12 protein-coding genes are annotated in these 12,834 nt (G+C 64.1%); 2 read left to right on the top strand and 10 right to left on the bottom strand.

What is annotated here, in order from left to right:
* Window positions 1–305: 305 nt before the first annotated feature.
* The 3 genes from U6115_RS14090 to leuC form a co-directional block, all read right to left on the bottom strand.
* Window positions 306–1,568 (bottom strand): 2-hydroxycarboxylate transporter family protein, encoded by a 1,263-nt coding sequence (locus U6115_RS14090; protein WP_230623449.1) that lies wholly within the window; start codon window positions 1,566–1,568, stop codon window positions 306–308.
* A gap of 123 nt (window positions 1,569–1,691) precedes the next feature.
* Window positions 1,692–2,330, bottom strand: coding sequence for a 3-isopropylmalate dehydratase small subunit (gene leuD / locus U6115_RS14085; RefSeq protein ID WP_043580632.1), 639 nt, complete (start codon window positions 2,328–2,330; stop codon window positions 1,692–1,694).
* A complete protein-coding gene (gene leuC, locus U6115_RS14080) occupies window positions 2,327–3,757 on the bottom strand; it encodes a 3-isopropylmalate dehydratase large subunit (protein WP_043580634.1) in 1,431 nt (476 codons plus the stop codon). The genes leuD and leuC overlap by 4 nt, the downstream gene beginning before the upstream one ends.
* 79 nt (window positions 3,758–3,836) lie before the next feature.
* Here leuC and U6115_RS14075 point away from each other — a divergent pair, with 79 nt between their 5' ends.
* Entirely contained in the window at window positions 3,837–4,793 is a 957-nt protein-coding gene (locus tag U6115_RS14075; RefSeq protein ID WP_230623450.1) for a LysR family transcriptional regulator, read from the top strand.
* A 113-nt stretch (window positions 4,794–4,906) separates the two neighbouring features.
* Here U6115_RS14075 and prmB read toward each other — a convergent pair whose 3' ends face one another.
* From prmB to U6115_RS14050, 5 genes are all read right to left on the bottom strand, one after another.
* Window positions 4,907–5,809: a 50S ribosomal protein L3 N(5)-glutamine methyltransferase gene (gene prmB / locus U6115_RS14070; protein WP_043580638.1), complete on the bottom strand. Its 903-nt coding sequence runs from the start codon at window positions 5,807–5,809 to the stop codon at window positions 4,907–4,909.
* Window positions 5,810–5,890: 81 nt separating this feature from the next.
* Window positions 5,891–7,267: a phosphomannomutase/phosphoglucomutase gene (locus tag U6115_RS14065; protein ID WP_043580641.1), complete on the bottom strand. Its 1,377-nt coding sequence runs from the start codon at window positions 7,265–7,267 to the stop codon at window positions 5,891–5,893.
* Between the two features lie 68 nt (window positions 7,268–7,335).
* Window positions 7,336–8,364 (bottom strand): anthranilate phosphoribosyltransferase, encoded by a 1,029-nt coding sequence (gene trpD, locus U6115_RS14060; protein WP_043580643.1) that lies wholly within the window; start codon window positions 8,362–8,364, stop codon window positions 7,336–7,338.
* A gap of 12 nt (window positions 8,365–8,376) precedes the next feature.
* Window positions 8,377–8,766, bottom strand: coding sequence for a lysozyme inhibitor LprI family protein (locus tag U6115_RS14055; RefSeq protein WP_043580645.1), 390 nt, complete (start codon window positions 8,764–8,766; stop codon window positions 8,377–8,379).
* On the bottom strand, window positions 8,766–9,335 hold the full coding sequence (locus tag U6115_RS14050; protein ID WP_043580647.1) for an aminodeoxychorismate/anthranilate synthase component II: 570 nt from the start codon (window positions 9,333–9,335) through the stop codon (window positions 8,766–8,768). The genes U6115_RS14055 and U6115_RS14050 overlap by 1 nt, the downstream gene beginning before the upstream one ends.
* A 259-nt stretch (window positions 9,336–9,594) precedes the next feature.
* Between U6115_RS14050 and U6115_RS14045 the strand changes: the two genes are divergently transcribed.
* A complete protein-coding gene (locus U6115_RS14045) occupies window positions 9,595–11,295 on the top strand; it encodes an ATP-binding SpoIIE family protein phosphatase (RefSeq protein WP_043580649.1) in 1,701 nt (566 codons plus the stop codon).
* A gap of 18 nt (window positions 11,296–11,313) precedes the next feature.
* Here U6115_RS14045 and U6115_RS14040 read toward each other — a convergent pair whose 3' ends face one another.
* Window positions 11,314–11,823, bottom strand: a complete 510-nt coding sequence (locus U6115_RS14040; RefSeq protein ID WP_043580651.1) for a NuoB/complex I 20 kDa subunit family protein — start codon at window positions 11,821–11,823, stop codon at window positions 11,314–11,316.
* Window positions 11,820–12,764 (bottom strand): AraC family transcriptional regulator, encoded by a 945-nt coding sequence (locus U6115_RS14035; protein ID WP_052258419.1) that lies wholly within the window; start codon window positions 12,762–12,764, stop codon window positions 11,820–11,822. Before U6115_RS14035 ends, U6115_RS14040 begins: the two co-directional genes overlap by 4 nt.
* Between the last annotated feature and the right edge of the window lie 70 nt (window positions 12,765–12,834).

Below are 12,834 nucleotides of genomic sequence, written 5' to 3'. Positions count from 1 at the left end.
AATTCAACTGCGGCAAGGCGCCTATTGTTATCGGCCCACCCTCGAGTTGTTTACCTGGCGGAGATTCAGCCCACGCTTGCGCCTAAGGCGTCGGACACTACGTCTTGACTGCCAATCTCCGGCAAGTCCCCCTGGCTCAAGTCATGCTCTCGCGGACGGGAGGGCGTCCCGCACGGAATGCATGGAGTGGTTCTTTCGTCTCAGATTCTCGATACTCCGCTGGCGCTGCCTGACAAGAGCGCGGGCGCAAAGCCTCTCTGAACGGGAGGCGATTGAGTGGCCGCGGTTTCTTTTGGGGTTGATCGCTAGTGGAGAAGCTTCATCAGCAGCGTGGCCAGAACGATCATGGCCGCCCCGCCGATGCGGGTCGAGATTTGCGCGAAGGGCATCATTTCCATCCGGTTGGCGGCCGACAGGATCGCCACGTCGCCGGTGCCGCCCAGGCCGCTATGGCAGGCGGCGACAATGGCCGACTCCACCGGATACATCTTCAGCAACAAGCCGATGCCGAAGCCGCTGGCCACCATGGCCAGCACGATCACCGCGCAGAGCAGAACATACCCGGGGGTGACGGAAGCCGCCATCTGGTTCCATGGCACGAAGAGGGTGCCCAGCCCAACCAGGATGGCGAATGTCAGATTGCTGGTCATGAACTTGTACATCTGGTAGGCCCCCAGCTCCACCTGCGCCGGCATCACCCTGCTCACCTTGACCAGGGCGGCTGTGATAATCATCAGGATCGGCCCCGGGATGCCGGTAATCGGGGCAAATAAAGACCCCAGGGTGAAAAAAGAACAGGTGAGCAGCAAGCCGCTTCCCATCAAGCTCAAGTTGATCGGCGCTTCATGCTGCGCGGCCAGCAATTCCCGATCTTCCCCGGTTTTGACCAACATGCCATTGCCGCTGAATCGCGGGCGCTTCTTGCCGTAGAAGTGGAGCAGGCCGGCCAGCAGGATGGCGACGACATTGCCGATCAGGGCCGCGGGAATCAGTGTGGCGACAATCTGAGCCTGCGGGATTCGGGTCATTTCGGAATAGCCGATGGAGAGCGGCAGAATGCCCTCGCCGATGCCGCCGCCCAAAATGGGAATGATGATGTAGAAGAAGGTGTGCCAAGGGGTGTAACCGAATAATAGGCCGACAAGCATGCCGGCGGCGACGGCGCCCAGCGTCCCCACCAGCAGCGGGATGAACATCCGCAAAAAGCCCTGCACCAAAACCTTTTGGCTCATGCCGAGAATGCTGCCGACCACCAGACAGGCAATGTAGAGGTATTGCAGATTGGCTGTCTTCATCGCCGTGGTCAGCGCTTTCAGCATGTCGGGGTCGAATAGCTTGTATCCCAGCAATGCCGAGGGGACAAACAGGCAGAGAATGGCCGAGCCGCCGATATGCTTGAGCACGGGAAGCCTCTTGCCAAGCTCGCCCAGCAGGAAGCCGGACAACATCATGACCGCCAGGCCGCCGATCAGGTCGTTTGGCAGGCGATGCGCGATGGCCGCGGCGACCACAATGGCGGCGAGAGATAGATAGAGCGGCAAGGGCAGCGGTCCGATGCGCATGGCCATCAACTTGTTCCAAGGCCTATTGCCTGCCGGCGGGTTGCTAACGGTTTCCTCTATATGCATTTTTGTCTCCTCAGATAGGGCGTGACGGCGCCGCCGGGCCGGTGGCCCGGCAGGGCGCCCCGCTTACGCCAAACGGTTTTTTGTCATGGATGCGATGTCTTTCAGCCAGGGCCGCTGCTGCCAATGCTTGGCGGCGAATGCGTGGATCTGGTCTTGCATGGCCAAGGTCGCGCCTATCATGTCCAGGCTTTCGAGGAACATCCGGCGATGGCGCTCGGACAGCGAGAAAGACGCCGCCAGACTCTTGCTTCGCACCGTCATGGATGCGACATCGATCGCGACCAGGCTGTTTTCCGGCGCGGAGACGTCGGCCAGAATGGCCTCGACATCGGCTTCGGCCAGCGCCACCAGCATCAGGCTGTTGTTCATCGCGTTCGAATAGAAAATCTCGCCGAAGCTGGGGGCGATCACCGCCTGGATGCCGTATTGCCGCAGGCCCCAGACCGCGTGTTCGCGACTGGAGCCGCAGCCGAAATTGGGGCCGGCGACCAAAATCCTGGCCGCCGCGTATTCCGGCCGGTTGAGAACGAATTCGGGCCGGGGTTTCCCATCCGGGCCGAAGCGCATGTCGTATAGCAGGCCTTCGGCCAGGCCCGCCTTGTCGATGCGGCGCAGGAATTGCTTAGGCATGATCTGGTCGGTGTCCAGATTGCTGACCGGCAACGGCGCGGCCATGCCTTCGATTCGGGTGTGAACGGTCATGCTTGGACTCCCAGTTTGCGAACGTCGCTGATGCAGCCGGCGACGGCGGCGGCGGCGGCCATGGCCGGACTCATCAGGTGGGTGATCGCATCCCGGCCTTGGCGGCCTTCGAAATTGCGGTTGGTGGTGGAGGCGCAGCGCTCGCCGGGATTGAGCACGTCGTCATTCATGGCCAGGCATAGGGAGCAGCCGGGTTGGCGCCATTCGAAGCCGGCTTCGATGAACAGCTGCGCCAGCCCTTCCTGTTCGGCCTGGCGGCGCACTTCGCCTGAGCCCGGCACGATCATGGCGCGCACCGTAGGCGCCACGCTGCGTCCGCGCACGATGTCCGCGACGGCGCGCAAGTCCTCGATGCGGGCATTGGTGCAAGAGCCGATGAAGACGCGCTGAACGGGCAAGCCTTCCAGTTGGGCGCCTTCGGCCAGGCCGGTATAGCGCAGCGCCCGCTGCATGGTGAGCCGGTCGGCGCCTTCCGGCGCCGACGCGGCGACGGGGATGCGGCCGCTGATCGGAATGGATTGGTCGGGGCTGGTGCCCCAGGTCACATAGGGCTCGACGTCGCCGGCCTGGAATTCCAACTCAAGGTCGAATGGGGCGCCGTCGTCGCTGCGCAGGGCGCGCCAGTCCGCCTTCGCGGCGTCCAGCGTCGCGCCGGCCAGGTCCGGGCAATGGCGGGCGATGTATTCCAGCGTCAGCGCATCCGGCGCGATGAGCGCGCCGCGCGCGCCGGCCTCGACCGCCATATTGCACAGCGTCATCCGCGCCTCTATCGTCAGCGCTTCAATGGCCTCGCCGCAGAACTCGACCACATAGCCGCGCGCGCCGTGCGCGCCGATCCGGTTGATGATCAGCAGGATCAGGTCCTTGGCGGTGGTGCCGAGCGGCAAGCGGCCGGCGACATGGATGCGCATGGTTTGCGCGAGGCGATACACCAGGGTCTGGGTCGCCAATACGTGTTCGACTTCTGAGGTGCCGATTCCGAAGCCCAAGGCCCCCAGCGCGCCATAGGTCGTGGTGTGGCTGTCTCCGCAGAGAACGACCATGCCGGGACGAATCATGCCCAGCTCCGGCGCGATGACATGTTCTATGCCTTGAAAGCGGTCGTTGGCATCGAACAGCGGGATGCCGTGGCGGTCGCAGTTCTTCTTCAGGTTCGAGGCCTGCAATGCCGAATTCGGCTCCTCGATGATGCGGATCGCCACGGGGTGGGTCGGGATGATGTGGTCGACCACCGCCACGTTCTGGCCGGGTTGCGAGACTGTGCGGCCGGCTTCCGCCAGCCCGGCGAAGGCTTGCGGGCTGGTGTACTCGTTCATGATGTGCAGGTCGGCGTAAAGCAGCACGTTCTGGGTATCCAGACGCGCCACCGTGTGGGTTTCGACCAGCTTCTGGTAAAGCGTTTGGGGTGGGGTTTGCAATGCGGTCACTCTTGTCTCCCGGTGAGCCTGAAAGCGAGGCGGCTTCCTTTGGAGGCAAGTTAGTGGATTGCAAATTTCTGTACAATAATTGAAATATCAAACTGTTTTTAACTTAAATGCAAAAATGAACTCCATATCCGACGTCGCTTTTTTCCTGGAAGTGGTGAAGGCGGGCACGCTGTCCGGCGCGGCGCAAGAACTGGGCGTATCCACCGCCGCCGTCAGCCGTCGCTTGGCCAATTTGGAGGCGCGGCTCGGCATTCGGCTGTTGAACCGCACGACGAGGCGAGCGGCCGTCACGCATGAAGGCGAGCTGTATCTGGCGGAGGGGAAAAAGATTCTTGCGGAGCTGGAGGAGTTGGAGCAAAGGCTGGCCAGCGCCCAGGCCATCCCAAAGGGGCTGCTGCGCGTCAATGCGACCTTCGGCTTCGGCCGCCAGTTCATCGCCCCGGCTATAGCGGACTTTGTCGAGCTTTATCCCGATGTCGACGTTCAGTTATCGTTGTCCGACCGCCCGGTCAATCTGATCGAAGAGGGATTCGATGTCTGCATCCGCTTCGGCGAGTTGCCCGACGCTCGCATCACTTCCAGGAAAATCGCCAGCAATCGCCGCCTGTTATGCGCATCGCCGGCCTATCTGGAGCGTTTCGGCGCGCCGGTCTCCCCGATGGATCTGCAGCGCCACCGCTGCATTGTGATCCGGGAGAGCGACGAAACCTATGGCGCGTGGCACCTTCACTCAGGCAATACGCAAGCCAATGTGAAGGTCCGCGGGACCGTCTCGACCAACGATGGCGAGGCAGCGGTCAGCTGGGCATTGCGGGGGCTGGGGATATTGCTGCGCTCGGAGTGGAACGTCGCGCCTTATCTGCGTTCGGGACGATTGCGCGAAGTGCTCGGCGACTGGCGGTTTCCGGCGGCCGACATTCACGCGGTCTATCCGATGAAGAACAACCTGTCGGCGAAAGTGCGGGCCTTCGTCAGCCATCTGGATAAGCACTTTGAGCCATATCGGCCCAGGGGGGATGGTAAGAGCGGCTGGTAGCATCCGCAAGCGGCAATGTCTTGGCGACCCGGCTCTTGAGTATGATGTCGGAAAGATCGGGATGGATGATAAAAAGCCGCCGACTTTTTCGCGTTGGCGGCTTTGCGGTCTAATTAGATACCGGCGGTTACGATATCTTCGCGCGTCAGCAGGAAGACAAATCCGTCTCCGCTTTGCGTCTCCATCCACATGAAGGGGAGGGTGGGGAAGCATTCTTCCAGCATGTCGCGGTTGTGGCCGATTTCCACCATCAGCACGCCGCGCTCGTTGAGGAAGTCCGGCGCGCGGCGCAGGATTTCGCGGGTGGCGTCCAGGCCGTCTTCGCCGGAGCCCAGCGCGATTTCCGGTTCGTGCAGGTATTCTTCCGGCAGCGCGTCAACCGACTCGGCATCGACGTAGGGCGGGTTGGAAATGATCAGGTCGTATTTTTCTTCTATGCCCTCGAACATATCGGTGTGAACCAGGTTGATCCGGTCCTGCAGGCCGTAATGCTCGACATTGATCGACGCCACTTCCAGCGCGTCCAGAGAAATGTCCACCGCGTCGATTTCGGCATCGGGGTAGTGGTGGGCCAGCTGGATGGCCAGGCAGCCGGAGCCGGTGCACAGGTCCAGCGCGCGGTGCACCAGTTCCGGGTGTTCGATCCACGGCTCCAGCGGCTCGCCCAGCAATTCGTAGATGAAGGAGCGCGGCACCAGCACCCGCTCATCCACGTAGAAGCTGAATTCGCCTTGCCAGGCCTCATTGGTGAGGTAGGCCACCGGCACATGCTCTTCGGCGCGGCGGCGGATCAGCTCCAGCACGTCTTCCAGTTCGGACGGCAGCAGCTTGGCGTCCAGATAGGGGTCGAGCTGGTCTATCGGCAGCTGCAGCGCGGTCAGGATCAGGTAGGCCGCTTCGTCGTGGGCGTTGTGGGTGCCGTGGCCGTAGGTGAGCTCGGCTTCGTTGAAGCGCGTGACGGCGAAGCGCAGCAGGTCGCGCACGGTGCTGAAATGGCTGGCAGCCTGTTGGTACATGGGTTTCCTTTCAATGCAAGGGGGACATGGTCGGCCCATGTCCCCTGGTAGTCTGGCGCTGCCGCCTGGCGGCGGCCAGCTTTAGAACGGCAGCTTGGCGCTGGTGGCGGTGCCCAGCACGCGGCGGAAGTCGCCCTTGATTCTTTCCAGCGCTTCTTCGGTATCGGCTTCGAAGCGCAGCACGATCACCGGCGTGGTGTTGGAGGCGCGGGCCAGGCCGAAGCCGTCCTTGTATTCGACGCGCAGGCCGTCCAGCGTGTTGACTTCCTCGGCGCCGTCGAAGCTGGCGGATTCCTGCAGTTTGGCGATCAGCGCGTGGTTTTCGCCTTCCTTGGCCATTTTCAGGTTCAGCTCCGGCGTGGATACCGCGTTGGGCAGCGCGTTCAGCAGCTCGCTCGGGTCTTCCACGCGCGATAGCACTTCCAGCAGGCGGGCGCCGGTGTAGATGCCGTCGTCGAAGCCGTACCAGCGTTCCTTGAAGAACACGTGGCCGCTCATCTCGCCGGCGAGCAGCGCGCCGGTTTCCTTGATCTTGGCCTTGATGAAGCTGTGGCCGGTGCGCGCCATCACCGGCACGCCGCCGTTTTGCTTGATCCAGGGCTTGAGCAGGCGGGTGGACTTCACGTCGAAGATCACCTTGGCCTTGGGATTGCGTTCCAGCACGTCGGCGGCGTACAGCATCAGCTGGCGGTCCGGCCAGATGATGTTGCCGTCTTTGGTGACCACGCCCAGGCGGTCGCCGTCGCCGTCGAAGGCCAGGCCGATTTCGGCGTCGGTTTTCTGCAGCGCCTCGATCACGTCCTTCAGGTTTTCCGGCTTGGCCGGATCGGGGTGGTGGTTGGGGAAGGTGCCGTCCACGTCGCAGAATAGTTCGCGCACTTTGCAGCCCAGGCGGCGGTACAGCAGCGGGCCGAAGGCGCCGGCCACGCCGTTGCCGCTGTCCACCACGATGTTCAGCGGGCGCTCCAGCTTGATGTCGGAGGTGATGCGCTCGAAATAGGCTTCGGCGATGTCTTCGGTGCGGTAGCCGCCTTCGCCCGCGGCGAGATCGCCGTCGACGATGCGTTGGTACAATTTCTGAATGTCCTGCCCGGCCAGGGTGTCGCCGGCCAGCATCATCTTGAAGCCGTTGTAGTCGGGAGGGTTGTGGCTGCCGGTGACCATCACGCCGGACAGCGTGCCCAGTTGGTGGGCGGCGAAGTACAGCATCGGCGTGGCGACGCGGCCGACGTCGATCACGTCCACGCCGGCGGCGCGGATGCCTTCGGACAGCGCTTCGCACAGTTCCGGGCCGGACAGTCGACCGTCACGACCCACCACGATGGCCCGCACTTTGCGGGCAAGCGCTTCCGAACCCACGGCCTGGCCAATCTGGCGCGCGACGGCGGCGGTCAGCGTCTTGCCGACGATGCCGCGAATGTCATAAGCCTTGAAGATGTCTTTGGATAGTTTGTTCATGATGGTTTTGTTGCGGTCGATTGTGTTTGAAGGGCGGCGCCGCTATCGCAGGCCGCCTTGTCCGTATTTCAGTTGCCGAATTGCCGGCTGAGCGCCACCAGCTGATCCAGCTTCTGGCGCGCCTTGCCGCTGTCCAACGCTTCGCGCGCCATGGTAACACCGTCGGCCAGGCTTGGGGCGATATCGGCGGTATAGATGGCCGCGCCGGCATTGAACAATACGATGTCGCGCGCCGGGCCGGGCTCGCCGTCCAACACCGACAGCAGCCGCAGCCGCGATTGTTCCGCGGTGTCCGCGCGCAGGTCTTTCAGTTCGCAGCGCATCAGGCCGAATTCGCCGGGCTCGACCTGGTATTCCAGTATCTCGCCGTTTTTCAGCTCGGCCACCATGCTGGGGCCGGACAGTGTCAATTCGTCCAGGCCGTCGCAACCATGCACGATCATCACGTGCTTGCTGCCCAGCTGCTTGAGCACGCGGGACTGGATGCCGACCAGATCGGGGTGGAAGACTCCCATCAGCTGCTTGTCGGCATCGGCCGGGTTGGTCAGCGGCCCCAGGATGTTGAAGATGGTGCGCGCGCCCAGTTCCTTGCGTATCGGCGCGACATGCTTCATCGCGCTGTGGTGGTTGGGGGCGAACATGAAGCCCAGGCCGATTTCGTCGATGCAGCGGCCGGCCTGTTCCGGACTGAGGGCCAGATTGACGCCCAGCTGTTCCAGCACGTCGGCGCTGCCGGAACTGGACGATACCGAGCGGCCGCCATGTTTGGCGACGCGTGCGCCGGCAGCGGCGGCGACGAAGGCCGCGGTGGTGGAGATGTTGAACGTGTGCGACTTGTCGCCGCCGGTGCCGCAGGTGTCCACCAGGTTGGCGCGGTCGGCCACCGGCACGTGGGTGGCGAATTCGCGCATCACGGTGGCGGCGGCGGCGATTTCCGAAACCGATTCCACCTTGACCCGCAGGCCGATCAGGATCGCGGCGGTCTGGGCCGGGCTCAATTCGCCGCGCATGATCTGGCGCATCAGGTCCAGCATTTCGTCGTAAAACAGTTCATTGCCGTCGATCAGACGGTTCAGGGCCACTTGCGGGCTGATCATGATGATGGATTCCTATGAGCCTTGGCGGCCAAGCTCGGCCAGCCTTTGCGTGTCCAGGTCGATCTGGCAGGCCAGGCGGGCGCGGTCGGCGCCGTTGCCGCTGGCGTAGCTGGCGGCCAGCCAGTCGCATTGCTGGCGGCGGTAGGTTTGGTACGCTTGCCGGGCGCGCAGCAGGGCGCGGGCGGCGTGGAAGCGGTTGTCGCTGGCGCGGTCCAGCTTGCGCATCGCCGCCAGGCTTTTGTCCTCCTGCGCGGCGAGCAGGCGTTGCGCGTCGGCGTGGCGCTGCTGCAGGCAGGCCGCGACGGCCGGCGTATCGGCGGCGCTTTGCGCGCAGTCGTCCAGCGCGCCCGCCCACGCGGGGGAGGCGAGCAGGGCTAAGGCCAGCGTCAGCCGCATGCGCATCAGGCGAATTCCTTCAGGAAATTGTCCAGCATCTGGTGGCCGTGTTCGGTGAGGATGGATTCCGGATGGAACTGCACGCCCTCGATCGGCAGCGTCTTGTGGCGCACGCCCATGATCTCGCCGTCGTCGGTCCAGGCGGTGACTTCCAGGCAATCGGGCAGCGATTCGCGCTCTATCACCAGCGAATGGTAGCGGGTGCAGGTGACCGGATTGGGCAGGCCGCGGAACATGCCCTTGTCCAGATGGCTGACTGGCGACACCTTGCCGTGCATCAGCTGCTTGGCGTGAATCACCTTGCCGCCGAAGGCCTGGCCTATGCCCTGGTGGCCCAGGCACACGCCCATGATGGGCAGCTTGCCGGCGAAGTGCAGGATGGCCGGCACCGACACGCCGGCCTCGTTGGGGGTGCAGGGGCCGGGGGAGATCACCAGGTATTTGGGCTGCAGTTCTTCTATCTGCTGCAGCGAGATTTCATCGTTGCGGAACACCCTCACGTCCTGGCCCAGTTCGCCGAAATACTGCACCAGGTTGTAAGTGAAGGAGTCGTAGTTGTCTATCATCAACAGCATCGGGGTTAAATCCTTGATTGCGCTGGATTTTGTTGCCATTCCAGCTGTTCAGTGCCCCGGCGGCGCTCTGTCGAGCGCGGGGCGGATATGAGATCCACTATACCGGATAGCGGCGGCATGCGCAGCCTACCGGCGCGGGGGGCGTCCGGCCTCTGGGGGAAGGAAGCCGCAAGCGGCGAGGCCCTGCTTCGGGTTTGACATGGATGCGCTTATGCGTCATATCGCAGATTGAATGGTGTCGGATAGTCAGGAAGCGACGATGGAAAGAACGTTCACCGTGCTGGTGGCGGAAGACGTGGAGGCCACCCGCCGGTTGATGGGGCTGGTGATCGAGGAAATGGGGCATGCGGTGCGGTATGCCGAAAACGGCCGGCAGGCGGTGGAGCAGTGCCGGCGGCAATTGCCCGACATGATATTGATGGACTGCATGATGCCGGTGATGGATGGGCAAGAAGCGATCCGTGAGATCCGCCGGCTTTGCGGCGACCGCTGGCTGCCCATCATCTTCCTCAGCGCCCGCAGCGATGAAGAGGCGCACATCAGCAGCCTGGACGTGGGCGCCGACGACTATCTGGTCAAGCCGATCAACCTCACCATGCTGGCCGCCAAGATCCGGGTGATGCAGCGCATCTGCGAGATGCAAAGCCGGATTTCGGCCGACTCGCAAAAACTGCTCAACTATTACAATATCAACGAGCGGGAGCAGCGTTTCGCCAAGCACGTGCTGGACAGCATCGTCGGCAGCGAGGAGCAGGACCTGCGCGGCGTGTGCGGCTGGCAATTGTCGGCCGAGCAATTCAGCGGCGACGTGCTGGCGCGGGCGCTGTCGCCGACCGGGCAGCTGTGCATCATGCTGGCCGACAGCACCGGCCATGGCCTGTCGGCGGCGCTGGCCTGCTTGCCGGCGGTGGACATTTTCTACGCGATGGTCCGGCGCGGTTTTCCCCTTACCGCGATGGCGCGCGAGATCAACGCCAAGCTGAACCGGCTGCTGCCGGTGGGGCGCTTCGTCGCCGCCGCCCTGGTCGCCATCGACTGGGAGCAAGCCCGCATCGAGGTGTGGAACGGCGGCATGCCCTGCGTGGTGTTCGCCGCCGATGACGGCGCGCTGCTCAAGGAGTGGAAATCGCAGTTTCCGCCGCTGGGCATTTTCGGCGTGGAAGACTTCCGCTGGGAAAGCGAAACCTATTTCTGGGAGCAGAGCGGGCAGCTGGTGCTGTGCTCCGACGGTTTGACCGAGGCGGAAGACGCGCAAGGCCGGCAATTCGGCAGCCGCGGCGTGTTGCAAGCGCTGGCGCGGGCTGGAGAGGACGCGCCGCTGGACGCGATACGGCTGGCGGTGCTGGCGCACTTGGGCGGGGTCAAGAACCGCGACGACATCTCCTTGGGCGTGGTGCGGCTGGAGGCCGACGCGAGCATGGCGGCGGAGCGGGACGCCGAGCCGCTGGAGCGCGACGACGGCGGCCTGCTGTCCAACTGGCAGATCCAGCTGGAATTCAACGCGGAGGAATTGCGCCGCGATCAGGCCCTTCCCATGCTGATAGGCTGGCTGAACCAATTGGGCCTGCGCGGCGGGCAGTTCAAGCAGGTGCTGCTGGTGGTCACCGAGTTGTTCAACAATGCGCTGGACCATGGCGTGCTGCGGCTGGATTCGCAAATCAAAGCGCAACCGGACGGCTATGAGCGCTACTTCGTGCTGCGGCGCGAGCGTTTGAACGGCTTGCGCGAAGGCTGGGTGGCCTTGCGGATCGAGCGCCGCCGCCATGAGGGGCGGGACGGGATATTCATCCGCCTGTGCGACAGCGGCGCGGGTTTCGATCATGTCTCGCTGCTGGAGGGCTTGAGAAGGGAGCCGTCCGAACTGCCGAGCGGCCGCGGCCTGCCTTTGGTGCGGGCCCTGTGCCGCCAGCTGGTTTTCCATGGCTGCGGCAGCGAGGTGGTGGCTGAATTTCCCCTTTGATTCCGGCTGTGGCGGGGTTCAGCGCGGAACGGTCGCGGCGGCGCCCGGCAGCGCCCTGCCGCTGGCGGTGGCGTTGCGCCTCACTTTGGCCTGCAGCTGCATCAGGCCGTAAAGCAGCGCCTCGGCGGTAGGCGGGCAGCCAGGCACGTAGACATCCACCGGCACGATGCGGTCGCAGCCGCGCACCACCGAGTAGCTGTAGTGATAATAGCCGCCGCCGTTGGCGCAAGAACCCATCGATAGCACGTAGCGCGGCTCCGCCATCTGGTCGTAGACCTTGCGCATGGCCGGCGCCATCTTGTTGGTCAGCGTGCCGGCGATGATCATCAGGTCGGCCTGGCGCGGCGTGGCGCGCGGAATCAGCCCAAAGCGGTCCATGTCGTAGCGCGCCGCCGCCGCGTGCATCATTTCCACCGCGCAACAGGCGAGGCCGAAGGACAAATACCACAAGCTGTTGCTCTGGCTGGCGCCGAACAGGCTATCCAGCGTGGTCAGCATGTAACCGTTTTTTTCCAGGCTTGGGGTCATGGCATGGCTTCCGAGTCGACGATGGCGCCACTGTAGCCATGGCGGACGCCGCCGGCTTGTACCGAAACGACATCGGGCGGCAGCAGAATGTCGCGGTTGCCTTCGCCCAGCACCAGCGGCAGCTCGTGGTCCTGGTACTGGATCAGGCTCATTTCCAGGTTGCGGTCGCCATGGCTGCGGCGCAGGAAGTCCCCCGGCGTCAGGCCGGACAGCGCGCGGAAGTCGCGCGCCATGTGCGGCTGATCGAAATAGCCGCAGTCCGCCGCCAATCCGGCCAGCTGGCCGGCGGCATCCGGGCGCGCGAGCAGCAGCCCCATCATGCTGACGAAACGCATTTGGCGGCGGGTGTCGCGCAATGACTGGCCATAGCTAGCCAGGAAGCGGCGCTCAAATTGGCGCAGGCCCAGGCCGCAGCGCTCGGCCAGGGCGCGGCTGTCGGCGAACAGCCAGTCCGGAGGCAGCAGCAAGGGGCCGCCGCCTTTGGCCTCCTCGCGGCGCGCGGCCTGCCGCCGCAGCCAATCTTCCAGTATGCGCGCCATCTGCCAGGGCTGGCGCGCGGCTTGCAGGGCGTCATGCAGCGCATCCGCCGCCGGGCGGCCCGCCAGTTCCTCAAGCGGCCAGCTTTGATCGGCGATGCGCTGGCAATCGAGGGGGAACAGCCTGCTTAGCTGCCCGGTGCGCAGCAAGGCGCTGATGAAGCGCGTGCCGGGCGACAGGCGTATCGCTATCGGCTGGCTGAACGGTCCGCTGACGAAGCATCGGGGCGTGCAGCCCAGCGGGCGGCCGTCGATTTCCGCCTGGCTTTGACCGGCCAGCAGCACGCCGATCTGGGGGAAGGGCGTGGCGGGAATGCGCACGAGGCCGCTGCCCTCCAGCTGGAGATGGAAGTAGCGGATCAGCGGCGCCAGGCGGGGGGAAGGCGGGAGCAGTAGTCTCGACATGCGGTGAATGATATTCGCATGCCGGCCGCCCCGCCCGCATTTTTACCGCGGCATCGCGATTCTTCATGCT

The sequence above is a fragment of the Chromobacterium subtsugae genome (assembly GCF_035919665.1).
GTDB lineage: Bacteria > Pseudomonadota > Gammaproteobacteria > Burkholderiales > Chromobacteriaceae > Chromobacterium > Chromobacterium subtsugae.
Note: the sequence above shows the minus strand (reverse complement) of the source record. Positions and strands in the feature narration are given on the sequence as shown.

What these genes read in the sequence shown, in the direction of transcription:
- U6115_RS14090 (WP_230623449.1), bottom strand. Translation starts at nt 1,568, where the DNA reads ATGGCCATGCGCATCGGACCGCTGCCCTTGCCGCTCTATCTATCTCTC.
- leuD (WP_043580632.1), bottom strand. Translation starts at nt 2,330, where the DNA reads ATGACCGTTCACACCCGAATCGAAGGCATGGCCGCGCCGTTGCCGGTC.
- prmB (WP_043580638.1), bottom strand. Translation starts at nt 5,809, where the DNA reads ATGTACCAACAGGCTGCCAGCCATTTCAGCACCGTGCGCGACCTGCTG.
- U6115_RS14065 (WP_043580641.1), bottom strand. Translation starts at nt 7,267, where the DNA reads ATGAACAAACTATCCAAAGACATCTTCAAGGCTTATGACATTCGCGGC.
- trpD (WP_043580643.1), bottom strand. Translation starts at nt 8,364, where the DNA reads ATGATCAGCCCGCAAGTGGCCCTGAACCGTCTGATCGACGGCAATGAA.
- U6115_RS14055 (WP_043580645.1), bottom strand. Translation starts at nt 8,766, where the DNA reads ATGCGCATGCGGCTGACGCTGGCCTTAGCCCTGCTCGCCTCCCCCGCG.
- U6115_RS14050 (WP_043580647.1), bottom strand. Translation starts at nt 9,335, where the DNA reads ATGCTGTTGATGATAGACAACTACGACTCCTTCACTTACAACCTGGTG.
- U6115_RS14045 (WP_043580649.1), top strand. Translation starts at nt 9,595, where the DNA reads ATGGAAAGAACGTTCACCGTGCTGGTGGCGGAAGACGTGGAGGCCACC.
- U6115_RS14040 (WP_043580651.1), bottom strand. Translation starts at nt 11,823, where the DNA reads ATGACCCCAAGCCTGGAAAAAAACGGTTACATGCTGACCACGCTGGAT.
- U6115_RS14035 (WP_052258419.1), bottom strand. Translation starts at nt 12,764, where the DNA reads ATGTCGAGACTACTGCTCCCGCCTTCCCCCCGCCTGGCGCCGCTGATC.